17 protein-coding genes are annotated in these 19,415 nt (G+C 46.2%); 9 read left to right on the top strand and 8 right to left on the bottom strand.

Annotated features, from left to right (window positions below; translation table 11 throughout):
* Positions 1-314: 314 nt before the first annotated feature.
* Together QUB26_RS22710 and QUB26_RS22705 are read right to left on the bottom strand one after the other, a co-directional pair.
* On the bottom strand, positions 315-2,468 hold the full coding sequence (locus QUB26_RS22710; protein ID WP_333240164.1) for a polyribonucleotide nucleotidyltransferase: 2,154 nt from the start codon (positions 2,466-2,468) through the stop codon (positions 315-317).
* Positions 2,422-2,604: a hypothetical protein gene (locus QUB26_RS22705; RefSeq protein WP_333210849.1), complete on the bottom strand. Its 183-nt coding sequence runs from the start codon at positions 2,602-2,604 to the stop codon at positions 2,422-2,424. Before QUB26_RS22705 ends, QUB26_RS22710 begins: the two co-directional genes overlap by 47 nt.
* A gap of 312 nt (positions 2,605-2,916) precedes the next feature.
* Here QUB26_RS22705 and QUB26_RS22700 point away from each other — a divergent pair, with 312 nt between their 5' ends.
* Both QUB26_RS22700 and QUB26_RS22695 read left to right on the top strand, forming a co-directional pair.
* Positions 2,917-6,345: a DEAD/DEAH box helicase gene (locus tag QUB26_RS22700; RefSeq protein ID WP_333240166.1), complete on the top strand. Its 3,429-nt coding sequence runs from the start codon at positions 2,917-2,919 to the stop codon at positions 6,343-6,345.
* A gap of 162 nt (positions 6,346-6,507) precedes the next feature.
* Entirely contained in the window at positions 6,508-7,335 is an 828-nt protein-coding gene (locus QUB26_RS22695; protein WP_333240168.1) for an SWIM zinc finger family protein, read from the top strand.
* Positions 7,336-7,486: 151 nt separating this feature from the next.
* On the opposite strand, the gene QUB26_RS22690 is transcribed toward QUB26_RS22695, so the two are convergent.
* Together QUB26_RS22690 and queG are read right to left on the bottom strand one after the other, a co-directional pair.
* Positions 7,487-8,125 carry an HAD-IA family hydrolase gene (locus QUB26_RS22690; RefSeq protein ID WP_333240170.1) on the bottom strand — a complete coding sequence of 213 codons (639 nt, stop codon included), beginning with the start codon at positions 8,123-8,125 and terminating at the stop codon, positions 7,487-7,489.
* A 177-nt stretch (positions 8,126-8,302) separates the two neighbouring features.
* On the bottom strand, positions 8,303-9,268 hold the full coding sequence (gene queG, locus QUB26_RS22685; RefSeq protein WP_333240172.1) for a tRNA epoxyqueuosine(34) reductase QueG: 966 nt from the start codon (positions 9,266-9,268) through the stop codon (positions 8,303-8,305).
* A 209-nt stretch (positions 9,269-9,477) separates the two neighbouring features.
* On the opposite strand from queG, the gene QUB26_RS22680 reads away from it, so the two are divergent.
* From QUB26_RS22680 to QUB26_RS22670, 3 genes are all read left to right on the top strand, one after another.
* Entirely contained in the window at positions 9,478-10,440 is a 963-nt protein-coding gene (locus tag QUB26_RS22680) for an orange carotenoid protein N-terminal domain-containing protein (protein ID WP_333240174.1), read from the top strand.
* Between the two features lie 130 nt (positions 10,441-10,570).
* Positions 10,571-10,699, top strand: a complete 129-nt coding sequence (locus QUB26_RS22675) for a hypothetical protein (protein WP_333319833.1) — start codon at positions 10,571-10,573, stop codon at positions 10,697-10,699.
* Positions 10,700-10,780: 81 nt separating this feature from the next.
* Positions 10,781-11,206, top strand: coding sequence for a nuclear transport factor 2 family protein (locus tag QUB26_RS22670; protein ID WP_333319831.1), 426 nt, complete (start codon positions 10,781-10,783; stop codon positions 11,204-11,206).
* Positions 11,207-11,708: 502 nt separating this feature from the next.
* Here QUB26_RS22670 and QUB26_RS22665 read toward each other — a convergent pair.
* The 3 genes from QUB26_RS22665 to rsmH all read right to left on the bottom strand — a co-directional run bounded on the left by QUB26_RS22665 (position 11,709) and on the right by rsmH (position 15,778).
* Positions 11,709-12,131 carry an ATP-binding protein gene (locus QUB26_RS22665; protein WP_006633914.1) on the bottom strand — a complete coding sequence of 141 codons (423 nt, stop codon included), beginning with the start codon at positions 12,129-12,131 and terminating at the stop codon, positions 11,709-11,711.
* A 508-nt stretch (positions 12,132-12,639) separates the two neighbouring features.
* On the bottom strand, positions 12,640-14,313 hold the full coding sequence (locus QUB26_RS22660; protein WP_333240178.1) for a SpoIIE family protein phosphatase: 1,674 nt from the start codon (positions 14,311-14,313) through the stop codon (positions 12,640-12,642).
* 562 nt (positions 14,314-14,875) lie between these two features.
* Positions 14,876-15,778 (bottom strand): 16S rRNA (cytosine(1402)-N(4))-methyltransferase RsmH, encoded by a 903-nt coding sequence (gene rsmH / locus QUB26_RS22655; protein WP_333240180.1) that lies wholly within the window; start codon positions 15,776-15,778, stop codon positions 14,876-14,878.
* Positions 15,779-15,835: 57 nt separating this feature from the next.
* Here rsmH and QUB26_RS22650 point away from each other — a divergent pair, with 57 nt between their 5' ends.
* The 4 genes from QUB26_RS22650 to QUB26_RS22635 are packed head-to-tail and all read left to right on the top strand — an operon-like array spanning position 15,836 to position 18,818.
* Positions 15,836-17,020, top strand: coding sequence for an NAD(P)H-quinone oxidoreductase subunit H (locus QUB26_RS22650; protein WP_333056426.1), 1,185 nt, complete (start codon positions 15,836-15,838; stop codon positions 17,018-17,020).
* A 40-nt stretch (positions 17,021-17,060) separates the two neighbouring features.
* Positions 17,061-17,339, top strand: a complete 279-nt coding sequence (locus tag QUB26_RS22645; RefSeq protein ID WP_333240182.1) for a type II toxin-antitoxin system HicB family antitoxin — start codon at positions 17,061-17,063, stop codon at positions 17,337-17,339.
* Entirely contained in the window at positions 17,339-17,566 is a 228-nt protein-coding gene (locus tag QUB26_RS22640; protein ID WP_333240184.1) for a type II toxin-antitoxin system HicA family toxin, read from the top strand. The genes QUB26_RS22645 and QUB26_RS22640 overlap by 1 nt, the downstream gene beginning before the upstream one ends.
* A gap of 34 nt (positions 17,567-17,600) precedes the next feature.
* A complete protein-coding gene (locus tag QUB26_RS22635; protein WP_333319829.1) occupies positions 17,601-18,818 on the top strand; it encodes a class I SAM-dependent methyltransferase in 1,218 nt (405 codons plus the stop codon).
* Between the two features lie 21 nt (positions 18,819-18,839).
* Here the strand turns inward: QUB26_RS22635 and QUB26_RS22630 are convergent, their stop codons facing one another.
* Entirely contained in the window at positions 18,840-19,415 is a 576-nt protein-coding gene (locus QUB26_RS22630; protein ID WP_333319827.1) for a hypothetical protein, read from the bottom strand.

Raw genomic sequence — 19,415 nt, 5'->3', positions numbered from 1 at the left:
AAAAACCAATTTTTCTTTGACACATCTTCTCAAATCCCCTTGACAACTGGCATACAGGCTTAACTTGTGACCAATGCAGTTGCGATCGATTGTGTAGTTGCGGTTTCAGCCGCAGAGGGTAAAGTGCGCGACTTTATTAACTTCTACAGCCGATCGCACTTTTGTCGATCTGTCGCTGTCGCGCACCCTACTCCTAAATCAATCTGAAACAATCAGATTTAATCACGAGTTAGCAATTAGCAATTACTAATCACCAGTTAGCAATTAGCAATTAGCAATTACTCTATAAGTAATTACCAATTACCAACTGTAAACTATTTATTCAACGCTTCGCGGGCGGCTACCGCTTCGTCGGGATGAATATTCAAGCGGGTCAAATTAATTCGACCTTTGTTGTCAATTTCTCGCACTTTGACAATCACTTCATCGTTCACAGCTAACTCGTCTTCCACTTTCCCAACGCGGTAGTCCGCTAACTGGGAAATGTGAATCATTCCTTCTTTTCCGGGCAAAATTTCCACAAAAGCGCCGATCGGAATAATTCGAGTTACGCGGCCGACATACACATCTCCTGCATTCAACTTGCGCGTCATGCCTTGGACAATGTTGTAAGCCCGTTGAGCTTTTTCGCTGTCGTTGCCAGCAATTGTCACGGTTCCGTCGTCTTCGATGTCTATTTTGACACCGGTTTCTTCGGTGATGGCTTTGATCGTTTTGCCACCTGGCCCAATTACCAAACCGATAAATTCTGGATCGATTTTCAGGGTTAGCAAACGCGGTGCAAACGGCGACATTTCCTTGCGGGGAGTGTCGATGGTTGACAGCATTCTTTCTAAAATGTGCAGTCTGGCCGGCTTGGCTTGGCGGATGGCGGTGGCAATCACATCTAAGGGTAAACCTTTGATTTTCATGTCCATCTGCAAAGCAGTAATCCCGGTGTCGGTACCGGCTACTTTGAAGTCCATGTCGCCTAAAAAGTCTTCAATTGCCTGAATGTCAGTCAAAATTCGGACTTCATCGCCTTCTTTAATTAAGCCCATTGCCGCGCCGCTGACGGGTTGGGAAAGGGGAACGCCTGCATCCATTAATGCTAGCGTTGAGGCGCAAACTGAACCCATTGAGGTGGAACCGTCGGAAGAAAGGATTTCGGAAACTACGCGAATGACGTAGGGGAAATCTTCTTTGGATGGCAAAACGGGCAGTAAAGCGCGTTCTGCGAGGGCTCCGTGACCGATTTCTCGGCGTCCGGGCGATCGCATCGGCTTGGTTTCTCCCACGGAAAACGGCGGGAAGTTGTAGTGGTGGAGGTAGCGTTTGTCTTGCTGCGGGTGCAAGTCGTCTCCTAAGTCTTGGGCGTCGCCTGGGGTTCCCAGGGTAGCTGCGGACAACACTTGGGTTAACCCCCGATTAAACAACGCACAGCCGTGTACTCGCGACGGCAAGACGCCTACGCGACAAGAAACGGGTCGCACCTCGTCTAGCTTGCGACCGTCTACGCGGACGCCATCTTCGAGGATCTGCTTCCGCATCATTTTTTTGGTAACGTCTTTGAAAACGTTGCCGATCGCCTTGCTGTTGGCGGTGGCTGCTAGTTTTACCGGATCGTCTTCGGCAAGTTCGGCGATCGCAGCTTCGACTTCATTTGCCTTAACTTCGTCCAATGCTGCATTCCGTATGGTTTTGTCTTTTTCAAATCTTGACAAAATGATGCGGATGGGTTCTTGGGCGCGATCGCGAATAAAGTTTTCCAGGGCCGAATCTTGCGATGGCCGTTCCTCTACCACCAAATCGATGCCCAATTCCGCCATAATTTCGCGCTGGGCTTGAATCAAGTCACAGGCTGCTTCATAGCCGAAGTCGATCGCCTCGATGATATCCTGTTCCGGCAATTGGTTGGCGCCGGCTTCCACCATGATTACTCCGTCAGGAGAACCGGCTACCACGAGATCCAACTCGCCTTCTTTGATTTCGCTGTAGGTGGGGTTGATGATGAAATCGTCCCCTACCAAACCGACTCGCACTGCCGCCATCGGCCCGTAAAACGGCATTTTCGCCAGCAGAATCGCTACGGAAGCCCCCGTCACCGCCAAAACGTCCGGTGGCACTTGTTCGTCCATCGAAACCGTTGTGGCTACAACTTGGATGTCATCTCGCAGCCAGCTTGGAAATAGCGGACGCAGCGGTCGATCGATCAAACGGCCAGTCAAAGTCACTTTTTCTGGGGGACGCCCTTCCCTGCGTAAAAACCCACCGGGAATTTTACCGCCAGCGTAGAGTCTCTCTTCGTAATCCACCAACAGGGGCAGGAAATCAATTCCTTCTCTCCCCTGGGATCGAGTCGCTGTCACCAAAACGGCCGTGTCACCCGACTGAATCAAAACTGCACCGCCTGCTTGAGGCGCTAGTAAACCAATCTTCAGTCTAATATCCCGTCCATCGAAGGATATTGACTTGTCTATCTCTACCATGTAGCACTGCTTCCTTATCTACCACATTCTTTCTCTGTCGGGATCGTAACATTACCACAGGATGTTTGAGAGTCCGACGCCAAAAGACAGGGATAATCGCCTCGCGATCGACTGTCTGCGTCTCGATTGTAGGCATTTATACTCTAAATTATTTTTTGCAGTCTGGGGTCGATTCTCCAGTCGATCGTCCGCTAAACGCCTTCCATAGATGGTACGATCAATTTTCGTTTGGGAATTGGGACGTTGAAGGAAGAAGGAAGAGGGATTTAGTTATCTAGGTCAGGGAATAAGCGGTAAGGTGTGCCCTAAGTACCTAAATATAAAAATTCTACCTAATTCCTATCTGGCTCAAATTTTCCTCGGTTTGTTTTAAATAAAGTTTTCATAAATTCCATATAAATGCTGTAGTCAACCTCGCACTTAAATACAAATATCAGGGTAAAAAAATATGGCTATTTTACACGGCAGTTGGCTCGTAGAGAATGAAAAAAGTTGCTTATTTATTTGGGGAGAAACTTGGCGAAAACTTGGGGCAATTGAAACCCTAGAATCGGGGATAAATTTACCGCACCCCTTAGCAATGACCGAATCGGAATTTAAGACTTTCCTAAATTCCTTGCAGCAGTCGGGAAAACTGGATTGGCAATTACCGGAAACCGCAGAAACTCCCCCGGAAAAAAGCAAAAAAACTAGGCGATCGCCCAAAACTACCAAGGAAGAAATCAGCGCACCAAACTCCTCAATTAAAAGGGAAATTCGGGCGATCGCACTTCCCACACAAATCTCAGAATCAAACGCAAATCTGATGCCGCAGCACTCAGCAGCAGCACTTGAGGAACCCGCTAAAACCGAGGATATTTACCTTTATCCCTGGCAAGTCGAGGGTTTTTGTCTCAACCCTCAAGCAGCTTTTGTTTTCTTGCAATCACTACCGCTTAACAGCACGGAACCAGACTCTTTTGTCGGCTCAGATTTGCGTTTTTGGTCTCATATAGCTAGGTGGAGTTTGGATTTGTTGGCAAGATGCAAATTCTTGCCGGGATTGGAGAAACAGCCCGACGGTTCTGCTATTGCCAAATGGCAACCGCTGTTAGATAGTTCTACAGATACACTCCGCCTCGCCACTTTTGTTAAGCAAATGCCGACGGCTTGCAGAACATATCAGAAGAAGGAAGAAGGAAGTTCGGCAACGGATTCTGTAACGGATGTAACGGATGTAACGGATGTCAGTCCGAAGGAAGAAAGAAGAAGGAAGAAGGAAGAAGGAAGAGGGGAAAAGGCAGAAGAAGGAAGAAGGAAGAAGGAAGAAGGAAGAGGGGAAAAGGCAGAAGAATCCAGTCAATTGCCTTTAGCGGTGGATTTGCCGAGGGGGGCTGAGGAATTAGTGTTAGGATTTTTGAGTAGTATTGTAGATAGTCAAGTGCGATCCTCTTCGAGGGCTGCGCTAACGGCTGGTAGCTCTACTTTAGACATCAAAGCAGTTTCTCCGGTGCGCGACTGGCTGCAAGCTTTGCAGCAGGAATCGGGGATAGTTCAAGTAGAAACAACAGCATTGGAAAACTTGGCAACCAAGCTGAGTGCTTGGACTGCACCGCTGCAAAACCAACTATCTCAACAAAGTCAATTTCGCACTTGCTTTCAACTCATACCACCAGCGCCCGGTAAAGCCAACTGGAATTTAAATTATTGCTTGCAAGCAGCAGATGAAACCGAATTTTTGGTAGACGCGACAACTGTTTGGAACAACTCTGTCGAGCGTTTGGCTTATGCGGGGCGGACAATTGAATTGCCTCAAGAAACTTTGCTCAGCGGCTTGGGTTTAGCCTCGAAACTTTATCCGTTAATTGAACCGAGTTTGCAAGCACAGCGGCCTCAATCTTGCCAATTAAATCCGCTGCAAGCTTACGAGTTTATTAAGTCTGTAGCTTGGCGGTTTGCTGATAGCGGGTTGGGCGTAGTTTTGCCACCGAGTTTGACAAAAACGGATGGTTGGGCGAGTCGTTTGGGTTTGAGCATTCAAGCGGAAACTCCAAAAGTGACTCCGGCGAAAGGTGGGTTGGGATTGCAAAGTCTGCTAAATTTTAAGTGGGAATTGACGATCGGCGGACAGCGCATTTCTAAGGCAGAATTTGACAGGTTGACCGCGTTGAATTCGCCTTTGGTGGAAATTAACGGCGAGTGGGTGGAGTTGCGCGCGCCGGATGTGAAAGCGGCTCAAACTTTTTTTGCCAGCCGCAAAGAGCAAATGACTCTTTCTTTGGAGGATGCTTTGCGTCTGGCGTCGGGCGATTCTCAGATGATCGAAAAATTGCCTGTGGTGAATTTTGAGGCAACCGGTCAACTTCAGGAATTGTTGAATACTTTGAGCGATAATCAAGCCGTAAGTGCGATCGCAACTCCGGCTAGTTTCCGAGGACAATTGCGGCCTTATCAAGCCCTAGGAGCAGGCTGGTTAGCATTCTTAGAACGCTGGGGTTTGGGTGCTTGTCTCGCGGACGATATGGGATTAGGGAAGACGATCGAGCTAATTGCTTTCCTTGTACACTTACAGGAACAAGATTCTCTAGAAGCGCCAACATTACTGGTTTGTCCAACCTCATTATTAGGTAATTGGGAGCGGGAAGTCAAGAAATTTGGCCCGACGCTGAAAGTGTTAGTTCACCACGGAGACAAACGCGCTAAAGGCAAAGCATTTGGGACGGCAATTAAGGGAAAGGATTTAATCATTACCAGTTACGCGCTAGTGTTTCGCGATGCGAAGGAATTTCAAGGCATTAAGTGGCAAGGATTGGTTTTAGATGAAGCGCAAAATATTAAAAATTCCGAGGCGAAGCAGTCGCAAGCGGTGCGGCAAATCGAGGCATCTTTTAAAATTGCGCTGACGGGAACTCCGGTGGAAAATAGACTGCAAGAATTGTGGTCAATTTTGGAGTTTCTCAATCCTGGTTATTTGGGGCCGCGCAATTTCTTTCAGCGCCGATTTGCAATTCCGATCGAGAAATACGGCGATAGGGAATCATTGCAGACTTTGCGATCGCTCGTTCGGCCTTTCATCCTCCGCCGCCTGAAAACTGACAAAGAAATCATCCAAGATTTGCCCGAAAAACAGGAGATGACTGTATTTTGCGGGCTGGCGGCTCAACAGGCGGTATTATATCAGAAAATAGTCGAAGAGTCAATAGCTGAATTAGACTCAGCAGAAGGCATTCAGCGCCGGGGAATGATTCTGGCTTTGCTGGTAAAACTCAAGCAACTTTGCAACCATCCGGCTCTTGTCAAAGCAGAAGCTAAGCCGAAAGAATTGGAGATTAAGAGCCAGGAATCGGGGAAATTGCAGCGGTTGGTGGAAATGTTAGAAGAGGTGCTCGCTGAGGGCGATCGGGCTTTAATTTTTACTCAATTTGCCGAATGGGGAAAACTCCTGAAACCGCATCTAGAAAAGCATTTAGGGCGAGAAGTTTTGTTTTTGTACGGCGGAGTTAAGCAGCAGCAGCGGGAAGAAATGATCGATCGCTTCCAGCACGACCCCCAAGGCCCGCCGATTATGATTTTATCTTTAAAAGCAGGCGGCACAGGTTTGAACTTAACCAGAGCAACCCACGTTTTCCACTATGACAGATGGTGGAATCCCGCAGTAGAAAATCAGGCAACTGACCGCGTATTTCGCATCGGTCAAACCCGCAATGTGCAAGTTCACAAATTTGTCTGCACAGGTACGTTAGAGGAGAAAATACACGATATGATCGAAAGTAAGAAAGCTCTAGCCGAACAAGTTGTCAGCGCAGGGGAAAACTGGCTCACCGAGCTAGATACAGACCAACTTCGCAATTTACTAATTCTCGATCGCAATGCTATTATAGAAACAGAAGAAGAATAATATTTATTGGTTTGTCGCCGGGGCGGGTTTACTCGATCGATCGTTTGTATCATATATATTGGTGAACCCGCCCCTACAATAATTAGGGTTAATTTATCGGACATAATCTAATATATACCTTCTTCCTTCTTCCTTCTTCCTTCTTCCTTCTTCCTTCGGCTTATGATTGACAGAGAATGGTGGACACAACAGTGGTTAGATTTAATCAATACCTACCGCTTCAAAAAGCGGTTAGAACGTGGCTGGCAATATGCGCGCGAGGGTAAAGTTCTCAGCATTAACTTCCCTAACCAAGAAGTAATTGCCATAGTTCAAGGCACTGATCCAAAACCCTATCAAGTTTCTTTAGGACTCGACACCTTGACTGATGAAGATTGGGATTATGTGATTGAAAATATGTCGCAAAGAGCAGTTTTTTCAGCTAAATTACTAGCAGGAGAAATGCCACACAATATTGAGGATGTATTTGCGGCGGCAGGCAAAACGCTATTTCCGTTAAGCTTGTCAGATATTCGATCGCGCTGTAGCTGTCCTGACCCTAAAAACCCTTGCAAACACATCAGTGCAGTATACTACTTATTGGGCGATCGCTTCGGCGAAGACCCTTTCGTACTGTTTCAACTGCGCGGAAGAACTAAAGAGCAAATATTGACCGCACTCCGCCAAAGACGGGGTAAGGAAGGAGAGGAAAATACCCAGCTAAACAAGGGTGAAAATTCCCCTACTGCGAATGCTAAATTGCCAAAAGTCGATCGCTTTTGGGAATACAATCAGCAGCTAGAATCATCTTTAGTAGTAATTGTACCGCCGCCCAGCAGCGAAACAGTATTAGATATCTTAGGCCCAATTCCCATCGCCACCGACGGAAAAGGAAGCGCTAGCAAATCCTCGCCCGCCTCTGACGCCCTCAAGCAGCATTTTAGCAAAATCTACCAAGCAGTTAGCCAGCAAGCCGTTTTAGCAGCCCTGAAACGGGGCGAAGGAGATTAACCTAATGTATTCCCAGAGATGATACAAGAGATTATGGCTGATAACAAATCAAGCTTTAATACCCATTTTATTCTTTAGTCCCTCTCTGGTGGAAAGAGAGTTTGTCTAGAATAGATTTCAACCGAGGAGTCTTACTTTTGGCAATTTCCGTTTATACTTCCCGCAAATTACTCATAATTTCTATCAATTCCTGGGGGCTTTGAATCAAAAAATCAGGATTGTGTGCCACCAAAGCCTCCTCAGAATTAAAACCCCAACCTACAGCAATTACCTTAATTCCGGTTTTTCGAGCAGCTTCTATATCTCTAATCTCATCTCCCACATAAACGACTTCTTTAGCATTTATATGTTCGGTTTTTAGCCATCTATTAATAACTTTATGTTTGCCAAAAGTTGAGCCAGAGTAAATAAACGTGAAAGTGTCTTGCAAAGCATTTTTTTTCATCGATTCCAAGACATTTTCTCTGGAATTAGATGTGATAATGCCCAGTTGAAATCCCTGTTTTTTTAACTCCAGTAAAACTTCTTTAATCCCCGGAAATAAACGAATGTTGGGGATTTCGCTGCGTAACTCTGCTTTCAACATTCTAATCAACAGCGGGAATTTGAAGATAGAAATGCCCGAATACTGAAGAATTTGCCAAGAAGTTAAATTGCTCAGTTGAGCGATTTGCTCTTTGGTCGCAGACTTAAAGCCTAATTCTACTGACAAACGGTTGGTGATGCTTAGAAGAATATCGATTGTATCTGCTAAAGTACCGTCAAAATCAAAAATAATTACTTTGGTCATTGGACAATAGCAAATAAGGAACGGGGAAGCATACAATTTTAGATTTTAGATTTTAGATTTTGGGTTTTAGATGGGGAATGACTTACGGCAGAATGTATTGTCTCTTGGCGAGCCGTAAACACCCTAGGGTTATTATCTATAGGGTAAAGTGCCTCCTAAGCACGAACATCTCAACTTTTAAGGGTTAATTTGATTGGCTTTCGCATTTCGCCGCAGCATTTCGGGTTTAATGCGCCGCAGCGCCGAAGCGGTAAATCTGCGGTTCCATTCCTCGTCGGAAATGTCGGCTAATTCTGCAAGTGTCGGTGCTATATTTTCAGGATAAGGCTCAAACTCTGCCACATCAGTTGGTTTAGCAAATCGCTGATTCCAAGGACAAACATCCTGACAAATATCGCAACCTGCTACCCAACCTTGTAAATTAGATGCAATTTCGTCGGGCAATTTTTCGGCTCGATTCTCGATCGTGTGATAGGCTATACATCGATCGGCATTCACCACAAAAGGCTCAGTAATTGCTCCCGTCGGACACGCCTCAATGCAGCGAGTGCAAGTACCGCAATGTTCAGTATGAGACTCATCCGACGCTAACTCCAGATTAGTCAAGATTTCGCCCAAAAACACCCAAGAACCGTATTCGCGGGAAATTACATTACCATTTTTGGCAATCCAGCCAATCCCGGCACGCTGCGCCCACATTTTATCCTGAACTGGCCCGGTATCAGCATAATACCGCGCTTCAATTCCCTCGCCTTGCGATCGCACCCAATTTGCCAAAAGCTTCAGTTTTTTGTGCAAAATTCTATGGTAATCCCGCCCCCAACCGTAGCGAGAGATTTTAGCATATTCGATCGCTGCATCGTCCCCCCCCTCCCACAGGGGATTTTCGGGGCGTTGGTGGGGCGTGTAGTAGTTGATGGCGACACATATTAATGACTGCACCTCTGGCATCACCAATTGAATATCCTGCCGTTTCGGGTTTGCCATCCATGCCATATCCGCCTGATAACCCTTGTCCAGCCAAGCTTGCAATCTTTGTTTTTCTATATCAAAATCCGTGTCTGTTGAGGCTATCCCGACTTTGTGAAATCCCAACTCAAGGGCTTTTTGCTTAATGCGATCGCTATTAATTGATTTTTTCATCACGTAAGAAACCACTGCACAATTTGTGCCATAAGTCTAGTAACTTTGAGAGTAATTTTGGGACAGTATTGATAATACTTTGGCAATCTTTATATTTATAAGTTTGAACTCCAAAATGTCAAAAATGTTACATAATTTAATTTAGGGAGAATTCGATTCGCTAATTCAAGTACGCAAGTAAAACCGACAGCGAATCCCACAGCATACATATGGCAGTTAGTATTCAATCAGCTCAATCTATTTTTTCCAACACCGAGATTGCTAGCGTTGTTCCGGCTACCACGGAAGCGTTCTACAAACTCAGCGTTGAAGACCAACTCGCACTGCTCTGGTATGCCTACACCGAAATGGGCGTTTCCATTACCGCAGCAGCTCCCGGAGTAGCCAGCATGGCGCTTGTTGAAGGCATACTGAGCGAAATCAAGCAAATGTCGCCGGCTGCTCAAAGCAAAACCATGTTTGACCTAGCCAGCAACGCCGACACAACAATTGGTCGGATTTACACTTCTTTGCGCGTCAACACCAAACTCGGTTTCTGGTACGAGTTGGGACAGTTGATGAAACAGGGCCTTGTGGCTCCGATCCCGGCTGGCTATCAAATGTCTCCCGAAGCCACCCAAGTCCTTGAAACCATCAAGAAACTAGATCCGGGTCAGCAAATTACCGTACTTCGGAATACCGTAGTTAACATGGGCTATGACCCTGCTTTTAACCAAGAGTACGGCAAACGCTCAGCCCCCCGCAGCACTCCCACCGCTCCAGAAGAGCGGGTGAAAACCCAAATTGAGGGTATCAGCGAGCAGACAGTGCTCAGCTACATCGACTACATGAACGCCTTCGACTTCACCCCAGCCGTCGGTTTATTTGCTGAAGAAGGTGCCCTGCAACCACCTTTCCAAAAGCCGATCGTTGGTCGCGACGCTATCCTCAACTATATGCGCGAAGAGTGCATCGGACTGAAAATGATGCCCGAGCGAGGCGTATCGGAACCCGCAGAAGATGGCTACCGCCAAGTGAAAGTCACTGGCAAAGTCGAAACTCCCTGGTTCGGATCGAATGTGGGTATGAACATCGCGTGGCGGTTTTTGCTCGATCCCCAAGGTCAAATTTTCTTTGTGGCGATCGACTTGTTGGCATCTCCAAAGGAATTGCTCAATTTGATCCGCAAATAGAATATTCTGGTTGGCTCTGTTAAACAGGCTTGCCCAGAAACCCAGATGCCGCTAGGTGTCTGGGTTTATGTCATTTTATATTTAATATTTTAAATTTTAGATTCAATCATTCGAGGATGGGAAATGACTGATGGTATCAGGGTTTACAGCTTGGCTACACTTACATTTTTTGAAAGTAGTATTGATTTTGGTCGATCGCTCCCAAAGCTGCGATCGACGCTCTCCGGTTCCTCCTTTTTTAGGAGAATTATTTTCCTAGCCCTACTTATATCTTTTGAGGGATTTGCTGCGACAAAGAGAATGATTACAGTATACTCATTCATTTGAAATCACTTGTTTTATGACCGCAACAACTCGACCTATTTTAACTACCTCTATAAAGATTGCAGGTATCACAATGCCAGGGATACTGCAATATTTTGAAACTTTAAACGCGGGCGATTTTGAAGCAACGGCTAATTTATTTGCCGATGATGGGGTTCTGCACGCGCCGTTTGAAGAGCCAATTATCGGCAGCATCTCGATCGCCACTTATCTCAAAAAAGAAGCGCGAGGAATGCAGCTAGAACCCCAGAAAGGTGTCAGCCAAATTTTAGAAGATGGCAAAGTAGAAGTTCAGGTCAGCGGCCGGGTGCAAACTTCCGCCTTTGGTGTTAATGTCGGATGGCTGTTCTTGCTCAATTCTGACCAAAAAATCCTTTCTGTCACAGTCAAACTGTTAGCTTCTCCCCAAGAATTGCTAAATCTGCGGTCACATAAGAAATGAGATGTTTGATAAGCTGTTTCACATTTAAATTGTTTGTTTTGGTTTGACCTGTCGATCGCACGTAATAGCTAAAATCGTGCGATCGACAGGTTAATCGGCTTTTTATCGCCAGCATGAGGCAGAAACCGGGTTTTTTACCCAAATCTCTGGTGAAGCGTCGCTAACTGTTCAAAAACCCGGTTTCTTGGGTATTTGTGCGATCGGGACTTTACCCCTAAAATCTTACAGTCTCGCCTTGGGCTGACAATAAAGCATCCAGGATACCCGCCACGTGATTCATCCGTCCAGAAATAAAAAACCTGTATCCGATGAAACTTGCCGAACGTATTTATCTCGCGCAAGTCAATGCTTCAATTCTAAAATCTAAAATCTAAAATCTAAAATCGATTGACGCTACTGCACGGAAAAGTGGCTGTCACCGCACCGTGCGACAGACAGCCAAAGCGAGTCAAAAAGTGCATTGCCAATCACTAATCACTCCTGACTAATGACTAACGACTAATTAAGATTTTTCCGGCAAACTCGCTTCCAACTTTAGACAGTTGCGACCGTCTATTTGCAAAGTGTAGTCCACCCGATCCATAAGTCTGCTCATAATCAGCCAGCCGTAGCCGCTTTCCTGTTTAGCTTCCGGCCTCGGGGGATTGTAAGTATCCATTTCGTAACCTTTACCGTAATCCCAAATTTCTAAACCAATATCCCTATTTTTTAAATTCAAGCGAATTAACACGGGCAAATTGGGTTGATCTTTGTGAGCATGGCGGATCACGTTAGAATAGGCTTCTGCTAACACCAAGCGCAAACGATTCGACTGACGCGGCCAATCGACGTGCTCTCCTAGCTCTACTTCCAAACTGCTCAGCAACCAATTTTCAACAATTGTTAAAAACCGCAAGTCGCTTGGCACATGAAGCTCAGTATTCATAAAAAAATCCCGTAAGTTTGAAAACCCTGTGTCTTCCAGGTATGAAATACGACGAGCCGAATGGATTCGGCCTCAATACTTGTCGCTAATCGGGGGATACTAGCCTTTTCTGTTTAAAAATCAGGCATTCGTCATTCGGTAGAAGGCAGAAGTTAAGAGAATAGTTGAAAACTTTTGTTATGGGCTTAAAGCCCCTTAACAATTGATAATTATACCGAGACTGTAAGCAGTGAGGTATAAAAAATCTGTGTTTCAATCCTTGGCTTTTAAGCGTTGGTTTTTTCTGACGAATGCCTTCTACCTTAACCCTTTACAGGTATTTAATCCCCCAGGAAAGCGATTCAGGAAACTAGCTGCGCCATCGCCGGCTAGGTTTTTACTGTGGTTTTTGACTGGTGACGATAACACCGTCCTTTGTAGGACTACTCTATGGGCCGTCAACAAGCAGGGCTTAAGTTTTTTCGGCTCTCACCCACCCCCGACTATGCGTCGGGAGTCGCTGACAGATTCAAAGAACCTCCAGAGAGAGTATGGTTTGGTCGTCTTCTTGAACGGGATTATCAGCTCGGATGTGAGCCAACAAATTGTCCAAGTTGAAAGAACCAGGTTCCTGAATCAAAAGTTGCCAAAGCCCTTCTTGTTGTAGCATAGAACGGGTTGGTACACCCCCTGCTACCGCTTGACTTGTCACGCTAGCTTCAGTAATTCCGTCACTCGTCAGCAGAAATACATCTCCTGACTTTAATTCGATCGCACCTGCTTTGCCCCTCCAAACTGGTAGTATCCCCAAAGGAATGCCACGAGCTTTCAGGAAATTAGGCTCGGCTGGCGTTTTACCGCTAGCGGCTTGAGCTTTCACCTCCGAGTGAGACCAAACAATCGGGTAAATGTGACCGGCATTAGCAAAGGCGAGGTGTCCCGTTGACGGAGTGTAACGAGCTACAACCATTGTAATAAAATGGTTGTTGCCGATCAGGTCGTCAGACATACTGCTATTCATGTTCTGCATAACTCGATCGGGCTCTGGAGAAACTTCTTGGGAAAGTTCCCGCCGCATCACCGAAATCGCGCTCGCCATAAATAGAGCAGCCGGAACTCCCTTACCCGACACATCTCCCACCGCTATCCAAATATCCCCTTGGGAGTGGACGTAGACTTCAAAAAAGTCGCCACCAACTTCCCGCGCGGGATAGCAGCAAGCTTGCACCCTGACAGTTTCAAAATCCGGCCAACTTTGGCGCAACAAGTTTGTTTGGATTTGGCGAGCCACTTCCAACTCGTTTTGCATTTGCTTGGCTAAATCCAGAGTGCGCTGGTAGAGCTTAGCTTGAGACAGGGCGAGAGCAGCTTGAGCTGCTACACCTTCTATTAACTCTATCTCTTCTGCCGACCAAGGGTTAGTGCCACCAATCTGGGACAAAGCCAGTACCGCCAGCAATTCTTGCTGGTAAGTCAGGGGCACAGCAATCTCAACCGAGTTACCATTCCCCCCACTGTTGGAGTTCACTTGAGTTTGGCGGGTGGCTACAGCTTGAACCAGCAAATTTTCATCAAAAGAAAAGCTACTGACTTCAGAGGTTTGGGCTTGGTAGGGGAAGGTACTGGGCAATAGTCGATCGGCTTCTACTGGCCGCAGCATACAATAGTTGGCCTCAAAAGTTTGACCTACGGTTTGAACAATAGTTTGTACCATACTAGAGTAATCTAGCGACCCGCGAATCACGCTCATTACCTCATTGAACAGAGATTCCTTGCGTAAAGCGCGGCGCAATGCAACGCTGCGCTGCTTGTAGTATTTGTAAGTTTCTGAGGCTTGATTGATCACCAATTTGAGTTCTTCTGGATTCCACGGTTTGGTGATGTATTTGAAAACTTGACCTGAGTTGATGGCCTCAACCAAATCTTCAACATCGGTGTATCCCGTTAACAGAATCCGAATCGTATCGGGAAATCGCTCGACTGTTTTCCCCAAAAACTCGGTGCCATTCATTTCTGGCATCCGCTGGTCAGATATAATCACCGCCATCTCACCCTGTTCGTCTAGAACTTCCAGGGCGCTGAGGGCGCTATCTGCTTTGTAAACCTGAAAGTCGCGTCGAAACGTCCGGTACAATAAATCCAAGTTGTCGGGTTCGTCATCGACTACCATCAGTTTCAGCTTGCTTCCATCTCCCCGACTCATCTTTTTTCCCCCTTGAAAGCCCCCACCATAGCTGTAATCAGCAAGGTGGCGGGAGGAAAAGGGGGGCTGGATATATGCAACATATCAGTTACGTCAAGTTGAGTTAAAGAAACCCGTTTTACCTCAAGGTGAGCATTCCTTTCGCACCATCTGTTCGCACAGATGAGAGGCTTTCGATACTGTAACCCGCCTCGGTAGGCCGCTTCAATAGGGAAAATTCCCCAGTCAGCTTTCAGGCTGTGATACGAGCAATCACCTTGTTAGCAGTCGGTACTTTTCTAAACACACCAGCATTCAAAACGGCTAATTAATGCTCTGATTGCAGAGTTCTTAACTAGCTCGGCACTGTCCTCGGTGTGAATTTTAACACTTACTACTAACGCAGGTATTGCTACCTAAGTCTGGTCAACACCGGCTGTATTTCAAGCCGCACTGTACCCGGAGGGTTAGTGGTGGGTTGTTGGCGCTATTCCCTACATCTTTGCCGAATCGTACTTGATTGCTGCATCCAAGTCCTCCTAATCTCTGAACTTTTTGCAGCAAGCATATTACTACTGCCGAATCAAGTTATTCTTTCTGCCAGTCTGAGCTTAGCAGAACGAGAGCGGGGATTTCTAGCGACTTCTTCGGATTGTGGGACGATCGGCTTTTTTGTCAGTACCTGCAAACTGGGTGTTCCTCTGAGTTGGTGCTTGACTGGTCGGTCTTCGAGACTGTGAAATGTAATGATTCCGATTCTCCCACCTGGTTTTAACCACCTGGGCGCTTGGTTGAGGAAAGTTTCTAAAGAAGCGAGTTCGGAGTTGACAGCTATCCTTAAAGCTTGGAAAGTACGGGTGGCAGGATGGATTCTGCCGTTGCGCTGCTTGGGGGGGAAGCTGGAGGCGATCGCCCCTGCAAGTTCTGTTGTAGTTTGAAAAGGGCGCCCTTGCACAATCCGCCTTGCGATGCGCCGCGACAGTCGCTCCTCGCCGTACCTGTAAATAATATCTGCTAGTTTAACTTCTTCCCAGTGGTTGATAATCTCTTCTGCCGTCAAAGATTGCTGCTGGTTCATACGCATATCTAGTTGAGCTGGGTGGCGAAAACTAAATCCTCGTTCCGGTGTATCGAACTGAGCAGAGCTGACGCCCAAGTCTGCTATGATACCATCAAATTCAGCCTCTGGGGACTGATATTCAGCAAAGTTGCCGTGCCAAAACTCAACGGGCGAGTTGGCAAATCGGGCTTGGCAAAAACCGATGGCTTGTTCATCGCGGTCGATCGCCACCACTGTAACATCTGGCGCCGCCGCTAAAATCAAACTCGTGTGTCCGCCACCCCCAAGCGTCGCGTCCAAATAGTGTCCGCCTGCACGCACAGCTAAACCGGCAATTAACTCTTGACCCAAAACAGGAACGTGATAGGTGTCAATACTCACATCTGATCCCAGGGTCTCCTTCTCAGAGAGCTCGATATCCTTCATAATCATAAAAGCCAAACAAAAATCAACAATAGCTAGTAATCATTAATTCATTTAATTATGTCAAGAATTGAGACTAGAACCGAACCGATGGTGCTCAACATGGGGCCGCACCACCCATCCATGCACGGGGTACTCCGGTTAATTGTCACCCTGGACGGGGAAGATGTGGTGGACTGCGAGCCAGTTTTGGGCTATCTGCACCGGGGGATGGAAAAAATTGCCGAAAATCGCACCAACGTGATGTACGTGCCCTACGTTAGCCGCTGGGACTACGCTGCGGGGATGTTTAACGAAGCGGTGACAGTGAATGCACCGGAAAAGTTGGCGAATATTGCTGTCCCCAAACGGGCTAGTTATATTCGGGTAATTATGCTGGAGTTGAACCGGATTGCTAACCACTTGATGTGGGTAGGGCCGTTTTTGGCGGACGTGGGCGCGCAAACTCCTTTTTTCTATACTATGCGCGATCGCGAACCCATTCTCGACTTGTGGGAAGCAGCCACAGGTTATCGCATGGTGAATAATAACTATTTCCGCATCGGCGGAGTCGCCGCCGATTTGCCCTACGGTTGGGTAGATAAGTGCCAAGATTTCTGCGATTATTTCGTTCCCAAAATTGACGAATACGAACGTTTAATTACCAACAATCCAATCTTCCGCCGCCGGATTGAAGGCTTGGGTACTATTTCTCGCAACGAAGCGATTAACTGGGGACTTTCCGGCCCCATGTTGCGCGGTTCCGGCGTAAATTGGGATTTGCGGAAAGTTGACCATTACGAATGTTATGACGACTTCGACTGGGAAGTTTGTACCGAAGCTGCAGGCGATTGTTTGGCCCGGTATTTAGTACGGATTCGGGAGATGCGCGAGTCTGTTAAGATTATCTATCAAGCCTTGAAAGGACTCCCTGGCGGCCCTTACGAGAATTTGGAAGCGAAGCGCTTAGAAAGCGGGCCAAAATCAGAATGGAATGGTTTTGACTATCAGTTTATTGGCAAAAAAGTTGCCCCGACTTTTAAGATTCCCAAGGGCGAACATTATGTCCGCGTTGAAAGCGGCAAGGGTGAGTTGGGGATTTATATTATCGGGGATGATAGTGTGTTTCCTTGGCGCTGGAAGATTCGGGCTGCCGATTTTAATAATTTGCAGATTTTGCCTCACATTGTGCGCGGCGTGAAAATTGCGGATTTGGTGGCAATTTTGGGGAGTATCGACATTATTATGGGCTCGGTTGACAGGTAGACCCCCTGTTAGCAGTAAGGGCTTTAGTTATTAAACGAGTATGACTAAAGCCCTGACTGTTAATAATGATATAGTAAAATTTAAAAAACAAAGAGGTTGCAGAATGAATGTCAGCAAGCAAGAGTTCTACGTCATTATTGAACGAGATGAAGATGGCTATTATGTCGGGGAAGTCCCACAGCTAAAAGCCTGTTATAGCCAAGGAGAGACTATTGATGAGTTGATTGCCAATATTAAAGAAGTTATTGCACTTTGTTTAGAAGAAGAGGGTAATGAAAAATTACCTGAATTTGTAGGTATTCAAAGGGTGATGATTTAATGCCCAAACTACCAGCTTTAACAGGAAATACAGTTATTAGCGCCTTAGAAAATGCAGGCTTTCAGACGATTCGACAAAAGGGCAGTCATGTGCGAATGATCCATGCAGATGGACGGGTAGTAACGATTCCTGTCCATGCTGGCAAAACCATAGGTAGAGGTTTACTCCGCAAGATACTGCGGGATGCAGAACTCACAAGGGAAGAGTTTATAGCACTACTCGAATGATTTTGTTCAGCTTGATTAAGTGCCTCATAAAATTATGACATCCCAGCAACCAGATATTAACGATAGTAACCCGGAACTCTGCGCTTTAATCTGCGAAAGAATTGCCGCCAGTCCCCAGCAGCGTATTACTTTTGCTGAATATATGGATTTGGCATTGTATCATCCGCAGCACGGATATTATAATAATAGCGATCGACAGTCGATCGGCAAACAAGGCGATTTTATCACGTCGTCTCATTGGGGTGCTGATTTTGCGGAGGTTTTGGCACAGCAGTTTGTGGAAATGTGGGAAATTCTAGGCAAACCTCAAAATTTCGCGATCGTAGAAATGGGCGCTGGGCGGGGAAATTTTGCCGAAAATGTGCTGCAATATCTGCAAATACAATATCCCGATTTCTTTCATATTTTAGAATACATTATTGTTGAACTTTCCCCTGTACTCCAAGCGGAACAGCGGCAAATGTTAGCCGATATCAAGTGTGTCAAGTGGTGTAATTGGGATGAGATAGTTAATAACTCAATTGTCGGTTGTTTCTTTTCTAATGAGTTAGTAGATGCTTTACCCGTGCATCAATTTATTCTGGAACAAGCGCAAGTTAGGGAGATTTACGTTGCCGCCGAAACCCCCAAAAATATACAAGAAGAAATAAAATTTGTCGAGGTAGTTGGCGAACTTTCCACCCCTAAAATTGCCGACTATTTGGATTTGGTGGGCATCGATTTGTCGGCGAGTGGTTATGGGAATGGTTATCGCAGTGAGGTGAATTTGGCGGCTTTGGACTGGATGAGTACAGTTGCTCAAAAGTTGCAGCGGGGATATTTGTTAACTATTGATTACGGTTATCCGGCGCACCGCTATTACAATCCGAGGCGCAGGGAGGGGACGCTACAGTGTTATTATCGCCACCGATATCACAGCAATCCTTATATTAATGTGGGCCGGCAGGATTTAACGGCTCATGTTAATTTTACGGCGTTGGAAAGACAGGGTGAAGTGTGCGGTTTGGATGTGGTAGGGTTTACTCAGCAGGCTTTGTTTTTGATGGCGTTGGGTTTGGGCGATCGTATTGCTTCTCTATCAACAAATGATGCGGAAGTATTGGATGTGGCAACGTTTTTGCGGCGCCGGGAGGCTTTGCATGAGTTGATCGATCCTATGGGTTTGGGGGGTTTTGGGGTTTTGGTGCAGTCGAAGGGGTTGAGGGAGGAGGAAAAGGGGAGAATATTGAAGGGTTTGATGGTGCCTGATTGATTATTTTAGATTGATTATTAACTAATTAAGCTGTTTTTTAACCGCACGAGCGATTAAAGGCGCTTTCTTTTCTAACCCTTCTAAATTAAGTTCGTTCTCTAGATACATCCGATACCACTCCTGACGTTGTTCTATAACCCATTCACTATTCTGAAGCTGTAACTTTTTGAGGGTAAATTCGGCTCGATAGCGCTCGTGGGAAGGAATCGCCTCAGTCAAAACCAACTGACAAGAAGGTAGGATAATCTCAAACCAATTATCTTCTACTTCAAACGGATCGAGAATTTGTCTATCGTAAGTTCCTTTGCAGCTATTTACCCGTTGCAAAGCATAGCGATAGTTTTTCCAGTCATAAATCAAATGCCGATTTTCTGCTTTACTTTTACTCAAATAATGATCTACAGTACCCATCCGACTCGGTATGTACATAACTGAATAGCCACAAAGATTTTGGAACTCTTTAGCTAATTGAGGTTTGAAGGTAGACCAAAAATCTTTTGGTTCTTTACTAGGATTTTTAACTAACCAATTATTGCCTGCTTTTCGCACCTGTTCCTCAAAATCCGCTGGTTCGGGTGGCGGAGTAAATCGCATCAT

It is taken from the genome of Microcoleus sp. B4-C1 (genome assembly GCF_036705285.1).
Taxonomy (GTDB): Bacteria; Cyanobacteriota; Cyanobacteriia; order Cyanobacteriales; family Microcoleaceae; genus Microcoleus.
This window is presented reverse-complemented; position numbering and strand designations above follow the sequence as displayed.